The organism is Sphingobium aromaticiconvertens, assembly GCF_037154075.1.
GTDB lineage: Bacteria > Pseudomonadota > Alphaproteobacteria > Sphingomonadales > Sphingomonadaceae > Sphingobium > Sphingobium aromaticiconvertens.
This window is the reverse complement of the sequence record NZ_JBANRJ010000001.1, coordinates 1,404,703-1,430,758: the sequence shown is the minus strand read 5'-3', so window position 1 is coordinate 1,430,758 and position 26,056 is coordinate 1,404,703. Positions and strand designations below refer to the sequence as shown.

The window sequence follows — 26,056 nt, the reverse complement described above, 5'->3', positions numbered from 1 at the left end:
GATGGCGCTCGAAAAGCGGGTCAGTGCCGTAGCGCCTTCGTGGCATCCCTGAACGGAAGGGAGTCCTGCTCTGTCGCGGCAGATGCGTCCCCAGACCCGGCCGGCTCTTGCACAGGGCCCTGTGCGCTTTGGATGCCCTGCCATCCCCCGCCCAGCGCCTTGAAGAGATCGACCCGGGCCGAGGAAAGCCGCTGGATGGAGCCGGCATAGCTGCTGCGGGCGTTGAGCATCTCGCTTTGCGCCACCAGCACGTCGAGATAGGCGACAGAGCCAGCGCGATAGCGCAGGTCGGCAAATTCATACGCCTTCTCCGCCCGGGCCTGCGCTTCGCCCAGCGCATCGAGCCTGCGCTGTTCGGTGGTGACCACCGTCAGCGCCTGCTCGACCTCCTTGAGCGCAGTGATAAGCCGCCCATCAAAGGCCGCGAGCGAGGCCTCGCCCTGCGCCTGCGCCTGCCGGATACGCGTGCGGGCGACCGCGATATTGGGGAAGCTCCAGGAGATGAGCGGTCCCAGCGAGAAGGAGAAGCTGTTGGCACCGCGCACCTGGTCGTTGCGAAAGAAATTGCCCGAGCCGCCCAGGCTGATGCGCGGATAAAGATCGGCGGTCGCCACACCGATGCGCGCCGTATCGGCCGCAAGCTGACGCTCGGCTTGCCGCAGGTCAGGTCGGCGGCGCAGCAGGGCGGCGCCATCGCCGACGGGGATCGACGCCTTCGGTTCGGGTGGGGTCGTACAGCGCCGGGCAGATTCCGGCACCTGATCGGGCGTGGTGCCAAGCAGCGCCGCCAGTTCGAAGAGCGCCACCTGCTGCTGGCCTTCGAGCGCCGGGATCGCCGCACGCGCCGTCGCGGTCGCGGCGCCCGCGCGTTCGACGTCGAGCTTGCCGACCGAGCCCGCCTTCTCCTGTTCCGAGACAAGCCGGAAGCTGTCGCCACTCGCCTTGTAGGACTGGCGCGCGACATCGAGCGCATAGGCGGCCGCGCAGGCGTTGAGATAGGCACGCGTCGTCTCGGCCGCGACCGTCACCCGCACCGTGTCGCGCGCCGCCTCGATCGCGCCGGCATCGGCGCGGGCGGCCTGGATGGCGCGGGACACGCGGCCGAACAGGTCGGCTTCCCACGATAGCGACATGCCCGCGAACTGCGACCATTGCGCATCGCCAAGGTTGCCTGGAAAGCCGCTTTGCCCGGCTCCCTGGATGCCGTCGCCATAGGGAGCGCCGCCGTTGAGGGTGGTGGAGGGCAGCCGCCCCGCCCGCGCCTCGCTCAGCACCGCGCGCGCCTTGGCGAGATTGGCGGACGCGACACGCAGGTCGGTGTTGGCAACAAACGCTTGTGTGACCAATGCGTCGAGTGCCGGATCCTCATAGAGCTTCCACCAGTCGTCGGGCAGCGCGGCGGCCGCATCGATCCGGGGCGCGGTGGTGACGAAGGCTCCCGCAGCGGCCGAAGGCGGCGCGGGCGGCCGGTAATCCGGTCCCACCGCGCAGGCAGAGAGCGCCAGCCCGGCCAGCGGCGCGAGGACATGAGGGAATTTACGCATGGGCCAGCCCTCCTTCGAGCGGCGGGACGGTGGGTTTGCCGTCCGGCTTCGGCTTGGGCCGATGGTCGGCGGCGAGCAGGGTATAGATCGTCGGCAAGACGAAGAGCGTGAAGAGCGTGCCGATCAGCATGCCCATCACCACCACGATGCCGATGGCGCTCAAGATGCACGGTGCGCTCTCGTCGGCGGCGCTCGGCAAGCAGCTCGGCATTACCGGCGAGGCGGCGCGTCAGCAGCTGCTGCGCCTCGCCGAACAGGATCTCGTCGTGTCATCCAGCGAGGCAAAGGGCGTGGGTCGCCCACTTCTCCTCTGGGACCTGACGTCAGCGGCGCAGTCGCGCTTTCCTGATACGCATGCGAGCCTCACCGCCCAGCTTCTCGGCATCATTCGAACGCATATGGGCGAAGGCGCGCTCGAGACGATTATCGACGTGCGCGAGGCTGAGACCCGCACGCGCTACCAGAGCGAACTTGCAGGCAAGCAGGACCTTGCCGACAGGGTGGCCGCCCTCGCCGCGCTCCGCACCGAAGAAGGCTATATGGCCGAGTGGCGCGAGGAACCCGATGGATCTTTCGTCCTCATTGAAAATCATTGCCCGATCTGCGCCGCCGCCGCGGCCTGCGTCGGTTTCTGCCGCGCCGAGCTCGAGGTTTTTCGCTCGGCTCTTGGGCCCCGCGTTTCCATTGCAAGGGCTGAGCATATCATCAGCGGCGGGCGTCGATGCACCTACATCATCAGGGCCAATCCACAATGACGCACGCTCTTCGCACCCATCGGGTTCGCCGGAAGCGATCGCCGAGGCCATGCACGCGCGCAAGTTCAGCCAAACAGCCGCGCCATGGCCAGGCAGTCTGAGCCGGAACGACTGCCGGCAGAGCAGCTGACGGTGGGCGATATCGCGCGGCGGAGCGGCGTCGCGGTTTCGACCCTTCATTTCTATGAGGCAAAAGGCCTGATCGAAAGCACGCGCACGAGTGGAAACCAGCGGCGATACGAACGCACGGTCTTGCGACGGATTGCGATTATCCGCCTGGGCCAGCGGGCCGGGCTATCGCTCGCCTTCATCAAGCAGCATCTGGGCAAGCTGCCACACGGACCGGTCGATCAAAGCGCCTGGCGAGACCTTCGTGAAGCGTGGCGCTCCGACCTCGATCAGCGCATTGTCAGCCTGGTTCAACTGCGTGATCAGCTTGACCATTGCATCGGCTGTGGATGCCTTTCGCTGGCCGAGTGCCAGATGCGCAATCCGCAAGATATTTTAGCTGGCGAAGGCTGCGGGCCGTGCCTCCTCGACGCGGACAGATAACAAGCGGTCCCACGCATCACGAGCGATGGAGCCCGCCCATCCATCGGCCCAGCCTTCATTCGACGGCCGGGCAAGACCCCGGTCGTGCCGTCGCCGGGCCGGATGAAGGCAAACACCCCTCGTCCCTACCCATAGGCAATCTGACCCTATGCGCGGCAGCGCCAGGAGCCGGTAAGATCCGCGGCTGTGCGGTTCCCACAGCCGCGAGGGTGCGCCAGGCTGGTTCAGCCTTGCATGAAGAGGCGCCCCCTGGATCTTACCGCTCCATATCGATGACGATCCTGCCCTCGATATCGCCATGGTGCATGCGCGAGAAGACGTCGTTGATGTTCTCGAGCCTGTCCGCATGGACCGTGGCCTTGACCTTGCCCTCGCCGGCGAACGCCAGTGCCTCGAGCAGATCGAGCCGCGTGCCGACGATCGAGCCGCGCACGGTAATGCCGTTCAGCACGGTGTCGAAGATCGACAGCGGGAAGTCGCCCGGCGGCAGGCCGTTGAGCGCGACCGTGCCGCCGCGCCGGACCATGCCGAGCGCCTGCTGGAACGCCTTGGGCGAAACGGCGGTGACGAGCGCCCCGTGCGCGCCGCCAATGGCTTTCTTGAGCGCTGCCGAAGGGTCCTCGTTGCGCGCGTTGACCGTCAGTGTGGCGCCAAGGCGTGTGGCGAGGTCGAGCTTGCTGTCGTCGATGTCGACCGCGGCCACATTGAGACCCATGGCTCGGGCATATTGCACCGCCATGTGGCCGAGCCCGCCAATGCCGGAGACGACCACCCACTCGCCGGGCCGGGCCTCGGTGGCCTTCAGTCCCTTGTAGACGGTGACGCCCGCGCAGAGGATCGGCGCAATGTCGAGGAAGTCGACATTGTCGGGAAGGTGACCAACATAGTTGGGATCAGCCAGGACATATTCGGCAAAGCTGCCATTGACCGAATAGCCGGTGTTCTGCTGTTCGTGGCAAAGCGTCTCCCAGCCACCCAGGCAATGCACGCAGTGCCCGCAGGCGGTGTAGAGCCAGGGCACGCCGACCCGGTCGCCTTCCTTCACATGGGTGACGCCCGCACCGACGGCGGCGACATGCCCGACGCCTTCATGGCCGGGAATGAAGGGCGGGTTGGGCTTGACCGGCCAGTCTCCTTCTGCCGCGTGCAGGTCGGTATGGCACACGCCGGTTGCCGCAATCTTGACCAGGATCTGCCCGGGGCCGACCGTCGGGATCGGCGCCTCCTCGATGACCAGGGGCTTGCCGAATTCGCGGACGACCGCCGCCTTCATGGTTTTCGCCATGTCCGTTTCTCCTTTTGAGCGAGGGGTCAGAACAGGCCGAGCGCGTGCTCGTCATAGGAGACGAGCAGGTTCTTGGTCTGCTGATAATGGTCGAGCATCATCCGGTGATTTTCACGCCCGAAGCCCGACGCCTTGTATCCGCCGAAGGCGGCATGGGCGGGGTACTGATGATAGCAGTTGGTCCAGACCCGTCCGGCCTCGATCGCGCGGCCGAGCCGGTAGGCGGTGTTGCCGCTCCGGGTCCAGACGCCCGCGCCAAGACCGTAGGCGGTGTCGTTGGCAAGTGCGATCGCCTCCTCGACCGTCTTGAACGTGGTGACCGACAGGACGGGACCGAAGATCTCCTCCTGGAAGATGCGCATGTGGTTCTGACCCACGAACACGGTCGGCTGCACGAAATAGCCCTGGTCCAGCGCACCGCCCGGCAGCGCCCTGGCGCCACCGACCAGACACTGCGCGCCCTCGGCCTTGCCGATATCGATATAGCCCAGGATCTTGTGGAGCTGGTCCTCCGACGCCTGCGCGCCGACCTGGACCGAGGGGTCGAGCGGATCGCCCTGGCGGATCGCGGCGACGCGCGCCACGGCGCGCTCGATGAAGCGGTCGAAGATCGACTCATGGATCAGCGCGCGCGACGGGCAGGTGCAGACCTCGCCCTTGTTGAACGCGAACAAAGTAAAGCCTTCGAGCGCCTTGTCGAAGAAGGCATCGTCCTCGTCGAGCACGTCCGCCATGAAGATGTTGGGCGACTTGCCGCCAAGCTCCATCGTCTGGGGGATCAGATGGTCGGCAGCCGCGTGCATGATCTGCTTGCCGGTGACGGTCTCGCCGGTGAACGAGACCTTGGCGATGCGCGGATTGGCGGCGATCGCCTGGCCGACGGTCCGTCCCGGGCCGGTGACGACATTGAGCACGCCGGGCGGCAGGATGTCGGCGGTGAGCTCGGCGAACATCAGCAAGGTGAGCGGCGTCTGGGATGCGGGCTTGATGACGGTGCAGTTGCCCGCCGCCAGCGCCGGGGCGATCTTCCACGCCGCCATCAGCAGCGGGAAGTTCCACGGGATGATCTGGCCGACGACGCCGAGCGGCTCGCGGAAATGATAGGCGATGGTGTCCGCATCGATCGTCGAGATGCCGCCTTCCTCCGCCCGGATGCAGCCGGCGAAGTAGCGGAAATGGTCGATCGCAAGCGGCACGTCGGCAGCGCGGGTCTCGCGGATCGGCTTGCCGTTGTCGATCGTCTCGGCAAGCGCCAGCAGCTCCAGATTATCCTCGAGCCGGTCGGCGACGCGATTGAGAATCCTGGCGCGCTCGGCGGGCGCGATCCTTGCCCATTGATCCCTGGCGGCGTGCGCCGCATCGAGCGCGCGCTCGACATCTTCCGGCGTCGACAGCGCGAACTCGGCGATCTGGGCGCCATTGATCGGGCTCGTGTCCGCGAAATACTCGCCGCCCGCAGGAGCGCTCCAGCGGCCTCCGATGAAATTATCATAGCGGTGTCGGAAGGAGGCCGCCGCATTGATGGTCCCGATCGCCTTCTCGAACATAACCTGACTCCATCTCTATCGATAGCCTGACGGAGTAATCTCTTTGCCCGGGCGGCCTATAAGTAAGTTCCGCAGAAGGTAGTCTGGTGTCGCTGTCGCGGGCTTTGAGGGTCAGACACGCCGACGGAGCCGATGAGTATTCATCGACTCCCGAACCTATTCGCGCACGCCTGATCGGAATTATGCCGAGACAGGCGTTACTCGGCCGCTTCTTCTTTTGGCGAGGGCGGCGCTTGGCATTCCAATTCTGGCGTTACGCCCGGACGCGCTTTAGGCTCACCCAATCGCCTTTCTGAAGCGTCCCGTCCCTCACGCGGAAATGAGCGTAATGGTCGTCGAAAATCTGGTCGACTTCGACATGACCGACAAGGCGGCGGTGGCGCGGCGTTGCGTGATAGACGTCGAGTATCTGCCCGATGTGTGCGCCATCGGCTTTGCCCAGGCAGGCCACTGTGCCGCCCGCATCCATACGGACGATCTTGCCGCGCATGAACAAGCGATGGCCGATACCCTGTGCGAGGAGCGGCGTGCTGCCAAAGAGCAGAAAGCCAACGGCAGCACCGACGCCAAGATGTTTTCGCATCACTGTTTCCTCTGTCACGTCAGACGCTCGGACCCGGCTTTGAAGGCCGGGAGCACGGGGCGACGCTGGGCATCGTCAAAGAACTGGCCCGCCGCGGGGGCGGCGGCGGGCCCTCAGCCCCGGGGGGGGTGTTTTATCGGGGCTGGAAACGTCACATGTCGCTCATCGGCTTGTCGGCCATGGGCTTGTCGGCCATGGGCTTGGCGGTCTTCTTCTTCGCGGCCGGCTTGGCCTTCTTCATCGGCATCTTGCAGCAGCCACTCTTCGCCTTACCGGCCATGCCCGAGCCGTTCGATGCAGGCGACCCGCCGGACATGCCGGCCATCCCCGACATGCCCTGTTGATCCTGCTGGGCCGGTTTCCCCTGCTGCTTCTGCGCGCCGGCCTGATGATCCTTCATCATCTGATCGTGCATCTGCTGCCCGCCATGATCCATGCCCTGCTGGTGGGCATGGGCCGGCGCAGTCTGCGCGGGCGCGGGCGTCGACTGGGCGAGAGCGGTGCCGGCGGCGAAGGTTAGCGTCACGAAGAGGCTGATGGTCGCCGCGCGAAATGTCGTCTGTCGCATTGAGGGTCTCCGAGTGTTCGTCCTGTTGCCCGATCGACGTTCCGATCCCGGCAATTCCGAAGCTTCAATGCTGCTAGCGAGACGCAGTCTGTATACGTAACTTACGAATCCGCTTTTGATCGCGACAAGCATGCGCGGGATCGTGCGGGGTGGACCATGGTCCAAGGTCAAGCCAATTCATGATCCCGCTTGATGGCGGCCGGCAGCGAAGTGCAAAAACCAATTGGCCCGCCGTGGGAGAACGGCGGGCCAAAGCTGCGGTTGAACCAGGCCACGGTCGTTGGCCACCCCGCCTCGTGGTCGGAGCTGGCTTAATTGCAGGGTCAGCAACCGCCCCGCGACCTATGCAACATGCGGGAGGCTCCGTCCTGGGTCCCCATCTCCCGCGTAGCGATCCGATGGTCCTGCATCATCTCACCGGGCATCCGCACTTCGCGGTGTCGCATGCCTTGCATCTGGGCCGTGTCGGACCGAGCCGGCGCCGGCTTCGCCTTGAGCGTCTGTTCAAGGTCGGGCATGCCCGGCGGCATCCCATCGGCGAGAACTGGCCCGGCGCCGACGGCAAGGACGCCAAAGGCTGCGAGCGAAGCGATAATCGCTGCTTTCTTGCGCAAATATGATTCCTTCAAGTCTGAGTTTCAGTTCGACCGGACACATGCCCGGTCGATTCTCGCTCCCCAGGGAGCTTGCCGTTGAGATGGTATCGGCCTGGAGGTGGCAGTATACGTAATTTGCGAAGCTGGCGGTCAGCCTGCAATGTCAGCTTTAGTTCGGCTACTAGCAAAAGCTGGGCGCGGATGACCGAAGACGGCGGCAATCAAAGCCTCCGCCTAGCCCGAGCACTGGAAAGCGACGCCGCCTGCTGCAGTGGCGAACAGCGAAACGTAAATCGCACGCCGCTTTTTCTTCGGCGCGATCGTGGCAAGGCCCACCGCCGAACCAGCCACTCGGACTGGCCCAGGCTAAATTGTCGGAATAGACGCTCGCTCGGATCGGTGCCGCAGTGATTGAACGCTCGCCTGGCTGATTATTGATCAACTGGCGAGGGCCGCAACCAGCTTAGAAGGGCAATTTTGTCTTCCCAGAGGGGGCGGGCACAAAAGCGATCGGTTCGGGTATTACGGATATTGCCCTCCCGCGCGCCCTTTAAGGGAAGAGCGGCGCTTCGCCTCGGTGGATCTCATCGGATCGAGAAAAGCGCGTTTGCGTCAGTTTCACGATTGCTCAGGAGGGGCTTCGAAATGACTTTTCTGAGCCGGCGAACTGTCTTGGCGGGCGGAGGCCTCCTGCTGGGGGCGGCATGCACGCGCAGATTTGCGACGCCGGACCAAGCAGGCACGCTGCCCATTCCTCGCCTGTTAGATGCACGCGACCATGGGCAGAGAATTGGACTGAGGGCGCAGGAAGGGGAAACCACTTTCTTCCCAGGGCGGCGGAGCGCCACCATGGGATACAACGGAAGCTATCTCGGCCCGACTCTGCGGGTACATCGCGGGGACGACGTGACGGTGACTGTCAGCAACAATCTGTCTGCTGATACCACGGTTCACTGGCACGGGCTGCTCGTACCGGGAGAGCTGGACGGCAGCCCCCACCAGACCATTAGTCCAGGCGAGACTTGGCGTCCGACGCTGCCGATCCGTCAGCCGGCGGCCACTCTCTTTTATCATTCGCATGCACATGGCCGAACGGCGGAGCAGGTCTATGCAGGCCTAGCGGGATTGCTCTTCGTCACCGACGAGGAAGAGCAAGGTCTCGGTTTGCCTTCGGATTACGGCGTCGACGATCTACCAATCTTGATCCAGGATCGGCAGTTCGTGGATGGCCGTCTGGTGTTACCGGCGGGCATGATGGTGGCGCTGGACGGGAGGCGGGGCAACGTTATTCTCGTAAACGGCGCGTACAACCCGCGAGCAGACGTTCCCAGAAGCTTAGTGCGGCTGCGGCTTGTAAATGGTTCGAATGCCCGGACTTACGATCTTTCGTTCAGCGACGGACGAGCCTTTTATTGGATCGGCACCGAGGGCGGCCTTTTGGAAAAGTCCGTTGAATTGCAGTCCCTCACTCTGGCCTCCGGTCAGCGGGCTGAGATCTTGGTGGACTTCAGCGATGGCAAACCGGTCTCGTTGGTATCGGCTCCGGACCAAAGCACCCTCAGGATGCATGGCATGGGCATGATGCATCGGCACGAGGCTAGCGAAAACAACGCAGGGGATGAAACTGTCCTCACATTTTCACCGCGCTTGGCATCGAGTAAGCGAGGTAGCACCACGCTTCCGCTCCTCCTGGCGTCCCGCGCGGTGCCAGATCCGGCGACGGTCGTCGCACGGCGACGTCTGGTGCTCAACATGAGGCTGGGAGGTATGATGGATAGCGACGAAGAGCCGCTAACGATCAACCACAGGCGATTCGATATTGATCGCATCGATGAGGAAGTCGAGCTTGGCGCCGTCGAGATATGGAAAGTCTCCGGGCAGAAAATGGCCCATCCCTTCCACATTCATGGAGTGCACTTCGACGTGCTACGTCGCGATGGCGAGGAACCAGATCTTCTTGATCAGGGGCCACGTGACACCATCGTCGTGGACGAACCGGTCGAGTTATTAATCCGTTTCGACCAGCCTGCTTCAAAAGCGCCCTTCCTGTTCCATTGCCATATCCTGGAGCACGAGGACGAAGGCATGATGGGTCAGTTTTCCGTGACGTAGTGGGAACAACTCAAGAATCGAAATCCCGCATATGCCAATAAGGGGGCAATGCTCGACGTATGACTTCGAACTCCACTCTCGTTTTTGTTCCCTTTTCGGGCTTGGGCCAGAACGTTTCGCACATCTCGATCGAAGGCATTCGATCATCCCGGACACTTGTGCATCACATGACGAACCCTGCGGTTAGTCACGGCCACCAGGCGCCGCGGGCCGCGCTCTATAATGACCATACGCTTGTCGGGCCGTCCCGCGGCCGCTGTCAGTACTCGCGGCAATGAGTAATAGATGGTATCGCCGCGTTCATACCACTTTCCTCCGCCAAGCGGCGTCTGGTCAGGCAATCGGATTTCGCTGTAAGATCCGTTGCGATTAAGAACCCAGGCCATCCCCGACTTACAGCCGGATCGGCCATCAAATGACCAGACACCCGCGAGCTTGGTGGTCGAGGTATCTTCCCCTGCGGGAACGACCCTGGCCGGCGAAGGTAGCGTTGGCACAGTGAGCGCGGCGAAAATCGCCCAGATGGAACACGACCACCGTGTGAAAGTGAGCAGCCGGCATCGATATAACCCGTTAAGCGCGATCGTCATACTGTTCCCTTCCGATCCACACTCACTCCGCTGAGAGCTTCGTTGGTTGCCCTTGGCAGACTATGCAGACCATCTGCCGGTGGTAATGCGTATTTGTCGCTAGACAGAAGGGACGCCTGCGATGGCATCTGATCGCAGATCGCCCAGGACAAGGCAGCCGGCGCAGAACTTGGGATGACTGTGATCGTCTCATGCGCAGTGCAAGCGAGCAACCACATGAGCGGTAACGGGGGCGACGAGTTCGCTTCCGGACGAGGAAAAGGTGGCCCGGTGACCTTCATTCTATCCCGACATGTTGGTTTGGACGCTCAAGCCGGGTGGCGAGGCGGAGGCATATAGGCCCGCCCGATGTACTAATCGCAAGCGACCGGTTTTCGGTTCTGATGCTCTTGCGCCCCAGTCAACCGACCGATCGCCATTCGTATATATCACAATTTCGCGGGTCGTTCCCCCCAGATAGGGTCAGAGCAGGTTCGAGTCGTGGAGGGGACGCCAGGCCGAAATGCCGGTTGTTCCCGCTGTCCTAGCCGCCACGAATTCGATGGAGATCCAAGGCAAGAGGAGCATTTGATGTCAGCCGCTTCAGCATTTCCAGCTCTGGCGCAGGCGTCCCCCCGACCGCAGTCCGGGATTGTCGCCTGTATCGATTGCTCCGATCATGATGCGTGGATCTACTCACACGCTCGTGCGCTCGCGACAACGCTCGACGTCCCTATTACCCTGCTACAAGTACTTGACGGCGAGGGCTCGACGCGCTCTCGTCCAGACCCGATTGAATGTAACCTCCGGCGGCGCGAAGCCCTGCGCGCCCTCGATCGATGCGCCGCCGCGACCAGCGCACCTCCAACCAAAACCTCCATCGAATTGGCCGAAGGCCAAACCGCGGAGGAAATTTGCCGCTTTGTCCGAGAGTGCGACGACGGCATGGTCGTACTGGGAAGACGAGGCAGGCAAGAGGCCGGTCGCCCGGGCATGGGGGCAACCGTGCACAAGGTGCTCATGCAGACGCCAGCCCCGGTCCTGCTCGTACCGGTAGAGGCCCCGCTTCCGGCAGCGCCCTACAGAAGGGTTGTGGTGCCGCTTGACGGCTCTCGTTGGGCTGAGAGCGTGCTGCCCCTAGCTGTGCGTCTTGCGAAGGCCTCGGAAGCGGAACTCCTGCTCGTCCATGTCGTCCCTACGCCCGAGATGATCGAGGCACGGCCCCTGGAAGTCGAGGACAAGAAGCTTCAACAAGCCCTTATAGAGCGAAATGAGCAAGCAGCACGCAGCTACCTGGATCGAACGAAATCCAACCTCTCGGCGTCCGGTCTACGAATGCGTACGATTTCGATCCGTGGCGAGGATGTACGCGAGGTGCTGTGCGATCTTATTCAGCGCGAGAGGGCCGATATTGCCGTCCTGTCCGCGCGCGGCCACAGCCATCGGCATGTTTCCGACGTACCCTATGGAACGGTCGCCTCCTACCTGATGACGCATTGCAATGTACCAATGCTCGTAACGCCTGCGACAATCCGCTCGGGAAAAGCGCAGATCGCCGTAGGGCATAATTGCCTCCGGCTACCCCTCGCCGCCCAAGCCTGATCATGGCCGATATTGAGGGGACCGACCCTATTTCGGGGGCGGCCGACGAGACCGCCACACGCCATCAGCTGACAGGATTGATCGGTCGCTCAGCGCCTCTTCCCATCTGGGCGCATCTCGACGCCATGAAGGACTGGCTGGCTCGAGCCCGCCAGGCAGCCACGCAAGCCGACCAACGCGGCAGCGCCGCAGCCGAATGGCTACTCGACAACGACTATCAGATCCAGCGCGCGATCCTGCAAATTGGTGAGGGTCTTCCCAAGGCCTTCTACGCGAAACTTCCCGGTCTTGCTGAAGACGGCCTCAGGCGACCGCGCGCCCATCAAGTCGCGCAGTCTCTGCTTCTGGCGTCTCACCTGCAAGTCTCGCTGTCCTCGGCTGTCGAATTCGTCGTTCGATATCAGAATAAGATGCCGCTCAGCATCGCTGAAACCTGGGCGATTCCTACGATGCTGCGTATCGTTTGTCTTGAAATGATCGTTACGGGTTTCACCCAGCTTTTTCCTCAAGTCGCTCCCCCTTTTGCACTAACGGACTCTCCCGACGTCGCGACCGGGGGATTCGACAACACGGAGTGCGTGGCACGCGGCATAGCCAATCTTGCCGTGATCGCGACTATCCAATGGAACGACTTCTTCGACAGAACCAGCCAGGTCGAGGCGGTTCTGAAGCGTGATCCTGCAGGGATTTATCCGCGCATGGATTTCGCTACTCGCGACCAATATCGTCACGCGGTAGAACGGCTCGCAGCGCGATCCGGCCTCCTAGAGCGAGAGGTTGCCCAGCGCGCTCTGCGGCAGTGTCAAAGTAGTGAAGAGGCCCCCTCAGGGCATGTAGGTTATTGGCTCATCGATGCCGGCCTGCCTGCTTTCACGGATGCACTCGATCCCCGCCCCTGGACACCCCGTTCGATGCTGCGGCGCATCTTGCGTCATAAGGGTATGCTTTACGCGACCGCGCTGGTGTTTGCCGGTATCGCGGCCTCTGCAGTTCCTGCAGCATACATGTCCTCGACCGGACCGTCTCCCTTATCCTGGCTGCTGTGTATCGCGCTGACGCTGCTGCCCGCTTCCATCCTCAGCATCACCTTTGTGAATTGGATGGTCACGCAAATCGTTCCTCCATGCGTTCTTCCCAAGCTGGAATTCAAGAAAGGAATTCCCGGAGATTTTGCGACGGCCATCGCAATCCCCGTTCTCGTCGCTCGGACCTCCGACATCGCTCCCCTTCTTGAGCGACTTGAGGCGCATCGCCTAGCCAACCCTGATGAAGCGCTGGAGTTCGTTCTCCTGACCGACCTTGCCGATGCCGCAACCGCCAGGGTTTCGGGCGACGATGAGATCGAGCAGATGCTGGTACGAGGCATCGAAGAATTGAATGCCCGCTACAAGGACGCAAGGGGCAATGGACCTTTTCATCTGCTCCACCGACCGCGCCTCTTCAACGAGGCGCAGGGCTGTTGGATGGGCTGGGAGCGCAAGCGCGGTAAGCTGGAGCAGTTCAACGCCTATATCCTGCGCGGCGACGCCACTGCATTCCATTTGACCACCGGCAAGGTGGAAAGGCTGCGGCGATGCCGCTTCGTACTGACGGCAGACGCAGATACCAGACTTCCGGGTGGTGTGGTGCGCCGTCTGGTCGGCACTCTCGCCCATCCACTCAATCGGGCTCATTTTGCCCCCGACACCGGCATTGTGGAACGAGGCTACACTATCCTTCAACCTCGCGTTGAACTAGCGCCGGAGGGCCCCGAGCAATCCCTGTTCGCTCGCCTCTACGGCGGCGATACTATGATCGACATCTACTCTCGCGCGGTTTCCGACGTGTACCAGGACCTTCTGGGCACCGGCGTGTTTGTGGGCAAAGGCCTCTACGATGTGGCGGCATTCGAACGGAGTCTGGAGGGCCGTGTCCCAGAGAATGCTTTGCTTAGCCATGACCTGTTCGAGGGGCTTCATGGGCGCGCGGCGCTCGTTAGCGACGTCATTGTCTACGAGCGCTTTCCGACCGGGTATCTCGACTTTTCCGCGCGCTGGCACCGCTGGGTGCGGGGTGATTGGCAAATCCTGCCCTGGCTGTTTCCCTTTGTCCCAGGGCGTGACGGCCGATGGCTGCGCAATCGGCTTGGGTGGTTCGACAGGCTCAAGATCTTCGACAATCTAAGGCGCAGTCTGGTACCCGCCAGCATCGTTGCCTTGCTCCTAGGCGGTTGGTTCCTGTTTCACGGTCGACCCTGGGTCTGGACACTGCTCGCGATCGTCGCGCCCGGGGCTTATCTTTTTACCGATCTCGTAACGGGCTTCGCTCAGGGCCGCCGTCGCGGTGTCATGCAGCGCGTCCTGCGGCGCCTCACGGATCATCTCGGGCGCTGGATTTTAGCCATCGCCTTCCTTGTCAGCGACGCATACATCGCGCTGCACGCCATAGCCGTCACGATCTGGCGGCTGCAATCGGGGCGGCGGCGGCTCGAATGGACCTCGGCCGCTCATATGGCCACGCGAAACGCGGCGCGCCATCCGCGATTAGCGGCGTGGCGCGACATGTGGAGCTCGCCCCTTCTTGCGGTGCTTATAGCCGGCGCATTACTCGCTTATACGCCGGGATCGATGCCTGTCGCGGCGCCGCTATTGCTGCTCTGGTTCTTCGCACCCGAGATCGCGGTTTGGATCAGCCGCCCGCGTAGACCACCGATCGAGGCGCTTACCGAAGCAGACAGGAGATTTCTCAGACTCGTCGCTCGGCGCACCTGGCTTTTTTTTGAAACCTTCGTCCGGCCTGAGGACAATTGGCTGCCTCCCGACAACTACCAGGAGCCGCCCGACGAGGACACCGCTCACCGAACGTCGCCTACCAACATCGGCATGTTGATGGTGTCGATCCTGACAGCGTGGCGGCTTGGGCATATCGGTCTCAACGAGCTGGCTACCCGTCTTGGCGACACGTTCGATACGCTTGACCGGCTCGAACGCTACCGCGGCCACATTCTCAACTGGTATGATACCAGGACGCTCGCTCCCCTTGAGCCACGTTACATTTCCACGGTCGACAGCGGCAATCTTGCCGTCAGCCTGATTACCGTTGCCCAGGCTCTTCGAGATGCTGGGAGGGCACCGCCGGTAGGCAGCGAGCTCTGGCAAGGCCTAGAAGATATTATCGGGCTGCTCTCCCAGGCGATCCGGTCTATCGGGACCGAAGCGGGCTCAACGGCCGGTGTGATCCTGGCTACCGTGGGCGAGACGGTGAAGCGGGTTTCGGACGATGAGCGCGAATGGCTCAGGGGGATCGACGATCTCATTTCGGCCGACTTGCCGAGACTGCGCGAGCAGGTGGGCGTGATGGCCGCGAGCGTTGCCGAAGCCGACGTCGGCATCTTGCGCGAAGTGCAAGTCTGGCTCGAGCGGCTCGAGCATCACGTGTCCGGGATACGTCGCGATTTGCAGGTTTTCTGCCCGTGGTGGGAAGTTATAACCGACCATCCCGCAGACTGCGCGGAAACCGCAGCCAAGGTCGCCGATTTCATGGCTGGCGGCTCGGCGACGCCATCCGATTCGCGCACCGCGCACGTCATCAGCCTGCTCAGCGCGACCAAGGAAGGCGGATTATCCGACGCGGCCCGTCAATGGGTCGACAAGATGCTGGCTGCCATCGCCGAAGGGCAGGCCGTCTCGCGCGAGCTTCATGGTCGCTTCGACAGCCTTGCCCGCCGGGCCAACGTCAGTGCGCACGCGATGGACTTTTCACTTCTGCTTGATGAAGGTAGCCGGCTCTTTCACATCGGCTACAACGTCAGCGCCGACCGCATCGACGCGCATCACTACGATCTCCTCGCCAGCGAAGCACGGCTCGCCAGCTTCTTCGCCATTGCGAAGGGCGATATCGATCCTTCCCACTGGTTCCACCTCGGTCGCCCCATCACGAAACAGGAGGCCGGGCTTGCGCTGCTGTCCTGGAATGGCTCGATGTTCGAATATCTGATGCCGAACATCTTTTTGCACAGCGATCCCGGCACGCTGCTTGGTATGAGCGACCGAACAGCCGTCAGCATCCAGGCCGCCTTCGGCAAATCGCACAAAATCCCTTGGGGAATCTCCGAATCATCATTCGCCTCGATGGGGTCTGATCGCGTCTATCGCTATCACGCCTTCGGCGTCCCTGCCCTCGGACTTCAACGTGGCCTCGGCCACGACCTCGTCGTGAGCCCCTACGCAACGGCGCTTGCGCTCATGATCCGGCCAGCACTTGCGACAATCAACCTCAAGCTGCTGGCCGAGCAGAGGTTAATTGGACGGTTCGGCTTCTTCGAAGCCGCCGATTTCACGCCGGCCCGCGTGCCGGCGGGCGAGCGGTTCGCTATCGTCCGCTCGTACATGGCGCACCACCATGGCATGAGTCTCGCCGCGCTGGGAAATGCACTGTGCGACAACATGCTAGTGCGCTGGTTCCATGCGGACCCTTACGTCGGCACCGTCGATCTCCTGCTCAACGAACGCATACCGTGGGAGCTTCCGCCAGAAATTGCACGAGTAGAGGTTCGCGACCCGCCCGCTCACGCCGAAGGGAACATCCCGGCACTGCACAGTTGGTCGCCAGACCGACCGTCGGGGCAGCATGCTTGGCACATCCTCGGCAACGGCCGGCTTTCGAGCCGAATCCGCACGGACGGCGCCGGGGGTCTAAGCTGGAATCAGCATGCACTTACCCGCATCGAACCTGCAGATGACCACGCAGGCTTCTGGCTCTATCTGCATGATCTCGATCAAGGGGATTTCTGGTCCGCAACAGGGGGGCCATTCCCCGCCATCGGCGAGCCGCCGGAGGTCATGTTTCATGCCCATCAGGTCGAATTCCGTCAGCGTTCGCGCGGTCTGTCGATCTCGACGCTAGTCAACGTTGCCCATGGCGACGATCTCGAAATCAGACGCATCGCGCTCGTCAATGAGGAGGATCGTGCCCGGACAATCGAACTGACGGGCTACGTCCAGGTGGTGCTCGCCCCACCCCAGGATGCCGCTCGGCATCCTGCTTTCAGCAAGCTGTTCGTGGGCACTGAAACCTTGCCCGGAGGCGATGGACTCGTGTTCACGCGCCGACCGCGCAATCCCGACGAGCGGCCTCCGGTTTTGCTGATTCGCATAATCGGAGATGACGAAGGAGTCGCCTTGCTCGGACTTGAGGCTGATCGAAGAGCCTTCATCGGTCGCCATGGCAACGTCACGCATCCTGCCGCGATGAAAGAGGAGCCTCCGATGGGCGCATTGGGCTGGTCGCTCGATCCGATCTGCGCGATCAGGGCAAAGGTCATGCTGCCGCCGCACGGGCGCCGCGAACTCGCTTTCGTCACGATCGCGGCGGGATCGCGTCAGTCGGCGCTAGACCTAGCCGACCGCTATGCAACGTTGTCCGCGCTGGATTGGGTGGTTAGCGATTCCATCGCGGCAAAAGCGCGCGAGATGCACGACCTGAGCCTACAGCCACAGTTCGTACCTCAGGTACAGGCCTTCCTTTCCCATCTTTTTACTGCCCGCACAAACCCTGCACCCGGAGGTGAACGGCTCTTCCGGCAGGTCGATCTCTGGTCGCTTGGTATTTCAGGCGATCATCCCATCGTGATGCTGCGCGCCGGCACCGCGGAACAGACCGGTATGCTCCGCTTCGTTCTCGCTGCGCATTGGCTCGGCCACCAGCGCGGCATCCTCTTCGATCTCGCGATCGTCCACGAGGGCACCTCAGGTTACGTCGAACCCGTCCGCGAGCGCCTTCTGGAAGTCCTGAGAGACGCCGGCGCGCAGGAACGCCTTGGCACCCATGGCGGCATCCACCTAGTGGGCGTCAGTTCCTCCGATCACGAGCGCGTGGCGCTCCTCGAGCAGGCCGCCAAGCTGATCCTTGAAGACGACGGCGTCACGCTTGCCGACCAACTCGCCCGGGTAGATCAACCTCCGCACCCCGGCCCGCCGTTTGCCCCAGTCGGCACCAACGTGCCGCCAGCCACCTCCGCACCCGTGCCGCGGTCCGTAGATCTCCTCTTCGACAACGGCTGGGGCGGCTTTGCGCCTGATACTGGCGACTATGTGATCAACCTAGAGCCCGACGCTCCCACCCCGGCTCCGTGGTCCAATGTCCTGGCCAACGACGCGTTCGGCACGATCGTTACTGAGGCCGGGCTTGGCTTCGCCTGGGCGATCAACAGCGGCGAGAACAGGCTCACGCCCTGGTTCAATGATCCCGTCGAGGATCCCCAAGGTGAACGGCTCTATCTGCGCGACGAGGAGAACGGGCGGCTCTGGACCCCGACACCCTTGCCATCGGGCGGCGGCTCCGCGTGCCGCATTCATCATAGTCCCGATCGGACCATATGGCACCGCCACAGCGAAGGCCTGGAGCAGGAGCTGTCGACCTTCGTGCCAATCGACGATCCGGTAAAACTGGTGCGTCTGCGCCTACGCAATCAAACGCCACGCTCGCGCCGGATCACGGCGACCTACTATGCGGAATGGCTCCTGGGCGCGGTGAGGGGCGAGCAAGCCCCTTTTCGGACGTCGCGCTATGACTCGGCCTCCCATGCAATTCTCGCACGCAATTCCTGGACGGACGAGTTCGGCGATCGCGTCGCCTTTCTTGCCACGACCCAGGCCGTTCATAGCTTCACTACCTCACGCCGCGATTTCCACGGTGTTATTGCCGACCCGGCCCGACCGCTCGGCCTGCTCAACTGGGATCTGGGCAACCGCCAGGATTCTGCCGGCGACGATTGCTGCGGCGCCCTCCAGGTGCATCTCGATATCCCCCCTGAAGGAACCGTCGAAGTTTGTTTCATCCTCGGCCAGGGTGATAACCTCGAGCACGCAATCCAACTTATCCGGCATTGGCAATCGCCGTCCATCATCGAGACTGCTGCCCGGGTTCGCGTAGCGGACTGGGCCGATCGGTTGGAAAGGGTTCAGGTCAAGACACCCGATCCTGCCTTCGACCTGATGGTCAACCGGTGGCTGCCTCACCAATCGCTAAGTGCCCGCGTGCGCGCTCGCGCCGGTTTCTATCAGGCCAGCGGCGCGTTCGGATTTCGCGATCAGCTCCAGGACGTCCTTGCCCAGATCCAGGTCGATCCGAACGCAACGCGGCAACATATCCTCGCCGCCGCTGCGCACCAATTCGAAGAGGGCGACGTGCTCCATTGGTGGCACCCGCCTTCGGACCGCGGGGTCCGAACCCGCTGCTCCGACGATCTCGTCTGGCTTCCTTATGCCGTCGCGCACTATGTCGAGGCGACCGGCGACAAATCCATTCTGGACGAAGAAATTCCATTTCTGAGGGCGCCGCCGCTCGCGGCCGGCGAGGCCGATCGTTACGCCCGATTTGAAGTTACCGACTATAAGCAATCGCTGTTCGTTCACTGCGACCGCGCGCTTGCCCATGCCTATCGCCTCGGAGCTCACGGCCTTCCCCTGATCGGCACCGGGGATTGGAATGACGGCATGGATCGGGTCGGTGAGCGGGGACGCGGCGAGAGCATATGGCTGGCCTGGTTCCTCATCGCAACTATCCGGAACTTCACACTGCACTGCGTCGATGAGCGGCAAACCGAGTTTCGTGATCGCTGGGAAGCGCGTGTCGAAGCGCTCGCCGCAGCGGTCGAGCAGTCTGGCTGGGATGGCGAATGGTATCTGCGCGCCTTTGATGACGACGGCAGGCCTTGGGGCACATCCGAGGAGCAGGAATGTCGCATCGATTCCATCGCTCAATCCTGGTCCGTTCTCTCAAATGCTGCAGATCCGGAGCGAGCCAGAACGGCGCTCGCGTCGGCCAGGCGCTACCTAGTACGCAACGATGATGCCCTCATACGCCTGCTCGATCCCCCCTTCGACCACACGCCGCGCGAACCGGGCTATATCAAGGCCTATCCGCCTGGCGTCCGGGAGAATGGCGGGCAATATACCCATGCGGCAACGTGGCTCGCCATCGCGTTCGCACGGATACGCGACGGCGACGTGGCCAAATCACTGTTCGACCGAATTAGCCCGATAACGCACAGTTCGACACGCGAAGGCGCAGAGCATTATCGAACCGAGCCATATGCTGTCGCGGGCGACATCGCCGGTGTGGCACCCCATCTCGGCCGCGGCGGCTGGACTTGGTATACAGGCGCCGCAGGTTGGACATGGCGGCTGGCCGTTGAAGAAATTCTGGGCGTTCGCTTAATTGGCGGCAAAATACAGATACGTCCAGCAATGCCGAAAAGCTGGCACAAAGCGGAATTGACGCTCCGGCGCGCCGACGGAGCCATCCAGATAACGATCGAAACGGACCCGTCTCTTGAAGGTGACGGAGAGGAAATTACCGTTGACGGCAAGCTCCTGCGAGAACCCGGGGTTTGCTTTCCCCACGATGGCGCGACGCGGATTGTTCTCGTGCGGGTTCCGCTAAAGGCCTGACGTCGATTCGACAACGGCAATACGAAAGGATTCTCATGTCGACCATCCCCGCCTCTACCCTGCATGGGGACGGCAGCCCGGAAAGGCTGGCGATCGACACGATCCGCACCTTGTCGATGGATGCGGTCCACGCCGCGAAATCGGGTCATATCGGCACGCCGATGGCCCTGGCACCGGTCGGCTATACGCTCTGGTCGCAATTCCTGCGCACCGATCCCGACGCGCCGGATTGGCCCAACCGCGACCGCTTCGTCCTGTCGGTCGGCCATGCGTCGATGCTGCTTTACTCCCTGCTGCATCTCGCCGGAGTCAAGGAGATCGACAAGGACGGCAGGCTGACCGGCAAACCGGCGGTGAGCCTGCAGGACATCAAGGATTTCCGCCAGATCGGCTCGAAGACGCCGGGTCATCCCGAATATCGCCACACCACGGGTGTCGAGACGACCACCGGCCCGCTCGGCCAGGGCTGCGGCAATTCGGTCGGCATGGCGATTGCCGAGCGCTGGCTCGCGGCGCGCTACAATCGCGACGGTTTCCCGATCTTCGACCATGACGTCTATTGCCTCGCCGGCGACGGCTGTATGATGGAAGGCGTGGCGAGCGAGGCGGCGAGCCTGGCCGGCCACCTGAAGCTCTCCAACCTCTGCTGGATCTACGATTCGAACCATGTGACGATCGAGGGCGGCACCGATCTCGCCTTCGACGAGGATGTCGGCCAGCGCTTCGACGCTTATGGTTGGCACGTCATCCATGTGGACGACGCCAACGATACCAAGGCGGTCGCTGCGGCGATCGAAAGCTTCAAGGCGACCACCGACAGGCCGACGATGATCGTGGTCCATTCGATTATCGGCTATGGCAGCTCGATCGCCGGAACCGCCAAGGCGCATGGCGAGGCGATGACCGGCGATGACATACGCGGCACCAAGAAAGCCTATGGCTGGCCCGAGGATTCGTCCTTCCTCGTTCCCGACGGCGTGCCCGAGCATTTCGGAGGCGCCATTGCCGGGCGCGGCAAGCCGCTGCGTGCCGAATGGCTGGCGATGCGCGAACGCTATGCGCAGGCCGAACCCGCCCTGGCCAAGGAGCTCGAGGCGATCTTTGCCGACCGGCTTCCCGACGGCTGGGATGCCGCCATCCCGACCTTCCCCGCCGACCAAAAAGGCATCGCGACCCGCGATGCCGGCGGCAAGGTGCTCAACGCGATCGCGCCCAACCTGCCCTGGCTGGTCGGCGGCTCGGCCGATCTTGCCCCCTCGACAAAGACCCTGATCGAAGGCGCGGGATCGTTCCAGACGGGCAGCTATGCCGGCCGCAATCTCCACTTCGGCGTGCGCGAACATGCGATGGGTTCGGTGGTCAACGGCATGGCCCTGTCGCACCTGCGTCCCTATTCGGCGACCTTTTTCATCTTCCTCGATTATATGCGCCCGCCGGTCCGCCTGGCGGCGCTGATGGAGCTCGGCGTCACCTTCATCTTCACCCACGATTCGATCGGCGTCGGCGAGGACGGGCCGACCCACCAGCCGATCGAGCAGCTGACCATGCTGCGCGCCACACCCGGCCTCGACATGATCCGACCATGCGACGCCAACGAGGTCGCCTGGGCCTGGCGTGCGGCGCTGAGCAAAAACAACCGCCCGACCGCCCTGGTCTTCTCGCGCCAGGCGATCCCGACGCTCGACCGCGGCAAATATGCCAGCGCCGAAGGGCTGCTGAAGGGCGCCTATGTCCTCGCCGGCGACGACAAGCCTGAAATCATCCTGATCGGCACGGGCAGCGAAGTCGGCCTGGTGGTGTCGGCATACGAGAGACTGACCGAAGCCGGCGTCAAGGCACGCGTCGTATCGATGCCGAGCTGGTATCTCTTTGAACTGCAGGATCAGGCCTACAAGGACAGTGTCCTGATCCCCGGCGTCGAGGCACGTCTCGCAGTCGAAATGGGCGGCGAGATCGGTTGGGATCGCTATGTCGGCTCGAAGGGAAAAACCATCACCATGTCGACCTTCGGCGCCTCCGCCCCTGCCGCGAAACTGCAGGACGAATTCGGTTTCACCGTCGACAATCTCGTCAAGTTCGCTCGCGAACTGATCGGAAAGGTCTGCCCCATGACGAGTCTGTTGAAGCAGCTCCAGGAATCGGGGCAGGCACCCTGGCTCGATTTCGTCGATCGCTCCTTCCTCAAGGAAGGCGGCCTCCGGAAGCTTGTCGAGGAGGACGGCCTGACCGGCGTCACCTCGAACCCGTCGATCTTCGAGAAGGCGATGGGCCAGGGCACCGCCTATGACGATCAGTACAAGGCGTTCGTCACCGCCAATCCGGGCGCATCGGTGGTCGAAACCTACGAAGCGCTGGCGGTCAAGGACATCCAGGATGCCTGCGACACGCTGCGTCCGGTGTTCGACCGGCTGGACGGCAAGGACGGCTATGTCAGCCTCGAGGTCTCGCCCTATCTCGCCAACGATACCGACAAGACGATCGCCGAGGCGCGGCGGCTCTCGAAGATGGTCGATCGCCCGAACCTGATGATCAAGGTGCCGGGCACCAGGGTCGGCGTCCCGGCGATCCGCCAGCTGATCGAGGACGGGATCAGCATCAACGTCACCTTGTTGTTTGCGCGTGAGGCCTACATCGCCGTGGCGATGGCCTTCGTCGAAGGGCTCGAGGCGCGGCTCGCCAAGGGCGAGACGATCGATCGCATCGCCAGCGTCGCCAGCTTCTTCGTCAGCCGCATCGACAGCGCGATCGACAAGAAGATCGACGAGCGTGTCGCCACCGGCGACAAGGATGCCGACGCGCTCAAGGCGGTACGCGGCAAGGTCGCGATCGCCAACGCCAAGCTCGCTTACCAATGGTATCTCGACTTCGTGAAGTCGGACCGGTGGAAGAAGCTTGCCGCCGAAGGGGCGATGCCACAGCGTCTGCTGTGGGCATCGACGGGCACGAAGGATCCGTCCTTCCCCGACACGCTCTATATCGACGCGCTGATCGGCCCCGATACGGTCAACACCATTCCGCCCAAGACGATGGACGCGTTCCGGGATCACGGCACGCTCAAGCAGACGCTGACCGCGGACGTGCCGGGGGCTGAACATGTCCTGGCCGAGACCGACCGGCTCGGGCTCGATCTGTCCGGCGTCACCGCCAAGCTGGTCGAAGATGGCGTCAAACTGTTCGCCGACGCGGCCGACACGCTGCTCGGCGCGATCGAGGCGAAGAAAGCCAAAGCGGAGGCCTGAAGCGCATGAACCATTTCCACGCCGACCTGCCCGAGCCGCTGCGCCACGCGGTCGATGCCAGGCTCAAGACAGCGGCGGCGGAGAAATGGGGTACGCGGCTGTGGGCCGCCGACGCATCGCTCTGGACCAACGGCGACGAAGCCAAATGGGTCGGCTGGCTCGCTGCCGGTGGAGGCAAGCAGGTCGATTTCGCCCAGCTGAAGGCGATCGCCGCCAAGGCGCGCGGGCATAAGGACGTCGTCCTGCTCGGCATGGGCGGATCGAGCCTCGGCCCCGAAGTGCTGGCCGAGATCATCGGCGCTGCGCCCGGCTATCCGACCGTCCACGCCCTCGATTCAACCGACCCAGGCCAGATCAGCACGGTCGCGTCGAAGATCGATCCCAGCGAGGCCCTGTTCCTCGTCGCATCCAAATCGGGATCGACGATGGAGCCCGAACTGCTCCGCGCCTATTTCTGGGAATTGGCCGGCAAGGATGGTGACCGCTTCGTTGCCGTGACCGATCCGGGATCGAAGCTCGAGAAACTGGCCAGGGAGCATGGCTATCACGCCATCTTCCTCGGCGATCCGGCGATCGGCGGGCGTTATTCGGTCCTGTCGGTATTCGGCATGGTGCCGGCAGCGATGATGGGGATCGACGTCGAAGCCTTTTTCGCCGCGACCCAGCCTCTGGTCGAGGCGTGCAAGGGCGACACCGCCAATCCCGGCCTGATCCTGGGTGCGATCATGGGCGAGGCGGCGGTTTCCGGCCGCGACAAGCTCACCATCCAGACCAGCCCCGGCCTCGAGCCGATCGGCGCCTGGCTCGAACAGCTCATCGCCGAATCGACCGGCAAGCATGGCAAGGGAATCGTGCCCGTCGATGTCGAGCCGGATGCTCCCGCCGCCGATTATGGAAGCGACCGGCTGTTCGCTTTGCTGACGCTCGACGGCGAGGACGTGAGCCGGTTGACTCAGCAGGCCGATGCCCTGGTTGCCGCCGGTCAGCCGATGGTGCGCATCACGCTCGCATCCAAGGATTTGATAGGGCAGGAATTCTTCCGCTGGGAAGTGGCAACCGCTTTTGCCGGTGCGGTGATCGGCATCGATCCGTTCGACCAGCCCGATGTCGAGGATGCCAAGATCGCGACGCGCAAGTTGATCGACAAATATGAGGAATCGGGTGCACTCGCCCCCGAAACGCCGTTCCACCAGGATGCGGCCATGGCCTTTTCCGCACCGGGCGACCACATGTTCGCCGCGACCAATCCGGTCGAGATATTGCGCGACCATTTCGCCAGCGCCGAGCCCGGCGCCTATGTCGGCTTCCTCGTCTATCTAGAACGCAATGCCGAACATGAGGCAGCCGTCGCACGGATGCGCCAGGCGGTGGTCGAGGCAAAGGGTGTCGCGACCGTCGCCGGCTTCGGCCCCCGTTTCCTCCATTCGACCGGCCAGGCCTACAAAGGCGGTCCGAAGAGCGGCGTGTTCCTCGAGATCACGCGGACGCCGAACCCGGACGTACCGGTGCCCGGACGCAAGGCCAGCTTCGGCACGGTCCAGCTCGCGCAGGCGCGTGGCGATCTCGACGTGCTCGCCGCGCGCGGGCAGCGCACCTTGCGCATTCATCTCAACACAGGGGATCTCAATACCCTCGAAACATTGGTGGCGCGTTCGCTACAGAATTGAAGGGGATCAGCATAAATGCGTATCGCGATGATCGGACTGGGGCGCATGGGCGGCAATATCGTCCGTCGCCTGTTGCGCGGCGGACATGAAGCGGTCGTCTTCGATCGCAACCAGCATCTGATCGACGATCTGGTCAAGGAAGGCGCGGTCGGCGCGACCGGGCTCGACGATCTGCGCGGCAAGCTCGCCGAGCGCGCCATCTTCTGGGTGATGCTCCCGGCGGGTCCTCCGACCGAGGATACGATCACCGCCCTGCTCGAAAAGTCCCTGCCCGGCGACATCATCATCGACGGCGGCAACAGCTTCTACAGGGACGATATCCGCCGCGCGAAGCTCTGCGTGGCGAAGCAAGTCGCCTATGTCGACATCGGCACGTCGGGCGGCGTCTGGGGACTCGAACGCGGCTATTGCATGATGATCGGCGGCGAGACGGAGGTGGTCGACTACCTCGATCCGATCTTCAAGACGATGGCACCGGGCCGAGGGACGATCCCCCCCACGCCCAATCGGATGGAGCAGGAAGGCGAGGATGCGCGCGCCGAGCTCGGCTACATCCATGCCGGCCCGCCTGGCGCCGGCCACTTCGTCAAGATGGTCCACAACGGCATCGAATATGGTTTGATGCAGGCCTATGCCGAGGGCTTCGACATCCTGAAGTCGAAGAAATCCGACAAGCTTCCTGAGGATGAGCGCTTCGATCTCAACCTCACCGACATTGCCGAGGTGTGGCGCCGCGGATCGGTCATCTCCTCCTGGCTGCTCGACCTGACCGCGTCGGCGCTCGCCAAGGATCAGATGCTCGCCCAGTTTACCGGCACCGTGGCGGATTCGGGCGAAGGCCATTGGACGATTGAGGCGGCGATGGAGGAAGCGGTGCCCGCCTACGTCCTCTCGGCCGCCTTGTTCGCGCGCTATCGCAGCCGCGTCGAACATACGTTCGGCGACCAGGTGCTGTCGGCGATGCGCTTCGGCTTCGGCGGCCATACCGAAATGCCGCAGTAGGCT

The 26,056-nt window shown here is 63.1% G+C and carries 15 protein-coding genes and 1 pseudogene; 9 read left to right on the top strand and 7 right to left on the bottom strand.

Annotated elements, in window-relative coordinates; all coding sequences use genetic code 11:
* Positions 1-20 precede the first annotated feature (20 nt).
* Entirely contained in the window at positions 21-1,544 is a 1,524-nt protein-coding gene (locus tag WFR25_RS06785) for an efflux transporter outer membrane subunit (RefSeq protein WP_081764079.1), read from the bottom strand.
* Positions 1,537-1,674: a hypothetical protein gene (locus WFR25_RS06780; RefSeq protein ID WP_336969693.1), complete on the bottom strand. Its 138-nt coding sequence runs from the start codon at positions 1,672-1,674 to the stop codon at positions 1,537-1,539. The genes WFR25_RS06785 and WFR25_RS06780 overlap by 8 nt, the downstream gene beginning before the upstream one ends.
* Here WFR25_RS06780 and WFR25_RS06775 point away from each other — a divergent pair.
* Positions 1,673-2,299 (top strand): helix-turn-helix domain-containing protein, encoded by a 627-nt coding sequence (locus WFR25_RS06775; RefSeq protein ID WP_043150651.1) that lies wholly within the window; start codon positions 1,673-1,675, stop codon positions 2,297-2,299. The two genes, WFR25_RS06780 and WFR25_RS06775, sit on opposite strands and share 2 nt — an antisense overlap.
* 84 nt (positions 2,300-2,383) lie before the next feature.
* Entirely contained in the window at positions 2,384-2,851 is a 468-nt protein-coding gene (gene soxR, locus WFR25_RS06770) for a redox-sensitive transcriptional activator SoxR (RefSeq protein ID WP_043150653.1), read from the top strand.
* 256 nt (positions 2,852-3,107) lie between these two features.
* Here soxR and adhP read toward each other — a convergent pair whose 3' ends face one another.
* The 5 genes from adhP to WFR25_RS06745 all read right to left on the bottom strand — a co-directional run bounded on the left by adhP (position 3,108) and on the right by WFR25_RS06745 (position 7,448).
* The gene (gene adhP, locus WFR25_RS06765; protein WP_333974481.1) at positions 3,108-4,136 is read right to left on the bottom strand and encodes an alcohol dehydrogenase AdhP; all 1,029 of its coding nucleotides are present in this window, start codon (positions 4,134-4,136) and stop codon (positions 3,108-3,110) included.
* Between the two features lie 26 nt (positions 4,137-4,162).
* The gene (locus WFR25_RS06760) at positions 4,163-5,683 is read right to left on the bottom strand and encodes an aldehyde dehydrogenase family protein (protein ID WP_043150655.1); all 1,521 of its coding nucleotides are present in this window, start codon (positions 5,681-5,683) and stop codon (positions 4,163-4,165) included.
* 253 nt (positions 5,684-5,936) lie between these two features.
* A complete protein-coding gene (locus tag WFR25_RS06755; RefSeq protein WP_043150735.1) occupies positions 5,937-6,266 on the bottom strand; it encodes a hypothetical protein in 330 nt (109 codons plus the stop codon).
* A gap of 151 nt (positions 6,267-6,417) precedes the next feature.
* Positions 6,418-6,834 carry a hypothetical protein gene (locus WFR25_RS06750; RefSeq protein WP_043150657.1) on the bottom strand — a complete coding sequence of 139 codons (417 nt, stop codon included), beginning with the start codon at positions 6,832-6,834 and terminating at the stop codon, positions 6,418-6,420.
* 323 nt (positions 6,835-7,157) lie between these two features.
* Entirely contained in the window at positions 7,158-7,448 is a 291-nt protein-coding gene (locus WFR25_RS06745) for a hypothetical protein (RefSeq protein WP_076605627.1), read from the bottom strand.
* Between the two features lie 627 nt (positions 7,449-8,075).
* Here WFR25_RS06745 and WFR25_RS06740 point away from each other — a divergent pair.
* From WFR25_RS06740 to gnd, 7 genes and pseudogenes are all read left to right on the top strand, one after another.
* A complete protein-coding gene (locus WFR25_RS06740; RefSeq protein WP_009823982.1) occupies positions 8,076-9,542 on the top strand; it encodes a multicopper oxidase family protein in 1,467 nt (488 codons plus the stop codon).
* A gap of 1,160 nt (positions 9,543-10,702) precedes the next feature.
* Complete coding sequence (locus tag WFR25_RS06735) at positions 10,703-11,713, top strand: universal stress protein (RefSeq protein ID WP_081659635.1); 1,011 nt, start codon at positions 10,703-10,705, stop codon at positions 11,711-11,713.
* A 2-nt stretch (positions 11,714-11,715) separates the two neighbouring features.
* A complete protein-coding gene (locus tag WFR25_RS06730) occupies positions 11,716-20,145 on the top strand; it encodes a GH36-type glycosyl hydrolase domain-containing protein (RefSeq protein WP_333974983.1) in 8,430 nt (2,809 codons plus the stop codon).
* Between the two features lie 35 nt (positions 20,146-20,180).
* Positions 20,181-22,238 (top strand): annotated as a pseudogene (tkt, locus tag WFR25_RS06725) (transketolase); the annotation flags it as partial.
* A 15-nt stretch (positions 22,239-22,253) separates the two neighbouring features.
* A complete protein-coding gene (tal, locus tag WFR25_RS06720; RefSeq protein WP_200866908.1) occupies positions 22,254-23,384 on the top strand; it encodes a transaldolase in 1,131 nt (376 codons plus the stop codon).
* Between the two features lie 5 nt (positions 23,385-23,389).
* Positions 23,390-25,051, top strand: coding sequence for a hypothetical protein (locus WFR25_RS06715; RefSeq protein WP_235209634.1), 1,662 nt, complete (start codon positions 23,390-23,392; stop codon positions 25,049-25,051).
* 15 nt (positions 25,052-25,066) lie between these two features.
* Positions 25,067-26,053 carry a phosphogluconate dehydrogenase (NAD(+)-dependent, decarboxylating) gene (gnd, locus tag WFR25_RS06710; protein WP_043150666.1) on the top strand — a complete coding sequence of 329 codons (987 nt, stop codon included), beginning with the start codon at positions 25,067-25,069 and terminating at the stop codon, positions 26,051-26,053.
* The last annotated feature ends 3 nt before the right edge of the window (positions 26,054-26,056 follow it).

Excerpts from the sequence above, each read along its gene's own strand:
- WFR25_RS06785 (WP_081764079.1), bottom strand. The coding sequence starts at position 1,544 with ATGCGTAAATTCCCTCATGTCCTCGCGCCGCTGGCCGGGCTGGCGCTC.
- WFR25_RS06775 (WP_043150651.1), top strand. The coding sequence starts at position 1,673 with ATGCCCATCACCACCACGATGCCGATGGCGCTCAAGATGCACGGTGCG.
- WFR25_RS06780 (WP_336969693.1), bottom strand. The coding sequence starts at position 1,674 with ATGCTGATCGGCACGCTCTTCACGCTCTTCGTCTTGCCGACGATCTAT.
- soxR (WP_043150653.1), top strand. The coding sequence starts at position 2,384 with ATGGCCAGGCAGTCTGAGCCGGAACGACTGCCGGCAGAGCAGCTGACG.
- adhP (WP_333974481.1), bottom strand. The coding sequence starts at position 4,136 with ATGGCGAAAACCATGAAGGCGGCGGTCGTCCGCGAATTCGGCAAGCCC.
- WFR25_RS06760 (WP_043150655.1), bottom strand. The coding sequence starts at position 5,683 with ATGTTCGAGAAGGCGATCGGGACCATCAATGCGGCGGCCTCCTTCCGA.
- WFR25_RS06755 (WP_043150735.1), bottom strand. The coding sequence starts at position 6,266 with ATGCGAAAACATCTTGGCGTCGGTGCTGCCGTTGGCTTTCTGCTCTTT.
- WFR25_RS06750 (WP_043150657.1), bottom strand. The coding sequence starts at position 6,834 with ATGCGACAGACGACATTTCGCGCGGCGACCATCAGCCTCTTCGTGACG.
- WFR25_RS06740 (WP_009823982.1), top strand. The coding sequence starts at position 8,076 with ATGACTTTTCTGAGCCGGCGAACTGTCTTGGCGGGCGGAGGCCTCCTG.
- WFR25_RS06735 (WP_081659635.1), top strand. The coding sequence starts at position 10,703 with ATGTCAGCCGCTTCAGCATTTCCAGCTCTGGCGCAGGCGTCCCCCCGA.
- WFR25_RS06730 (WP_333974983.1), top strand. The coding sequence starts at position 11,716 with ATGGCCGATATTGAGGGGACCGACCCTATTTCGGGGGCGGCCGACGAG.
- tal (WP_200866908.1), top strand. The coding sequence starts at position 22,254 with ATGACGAGTCTGTTGAAGCAGCTCCAGGAATCGGGGCAGGCACCCTGG.
- WFR25_RS06715 (WP_235209634.1), top strand. The coding sequence starts at position 23,390 with ATGAACCATTTCCACGCCGACCTGCCCGAGCCGCTGCGCCACGCGGTC.
- gnd (WP_043150666.1), top strand. The coding sequence starts at position 25,067 with ATGCGTATCGCGATGATCGGACTGGGGCGCATGGGCGGCAATATCGTC.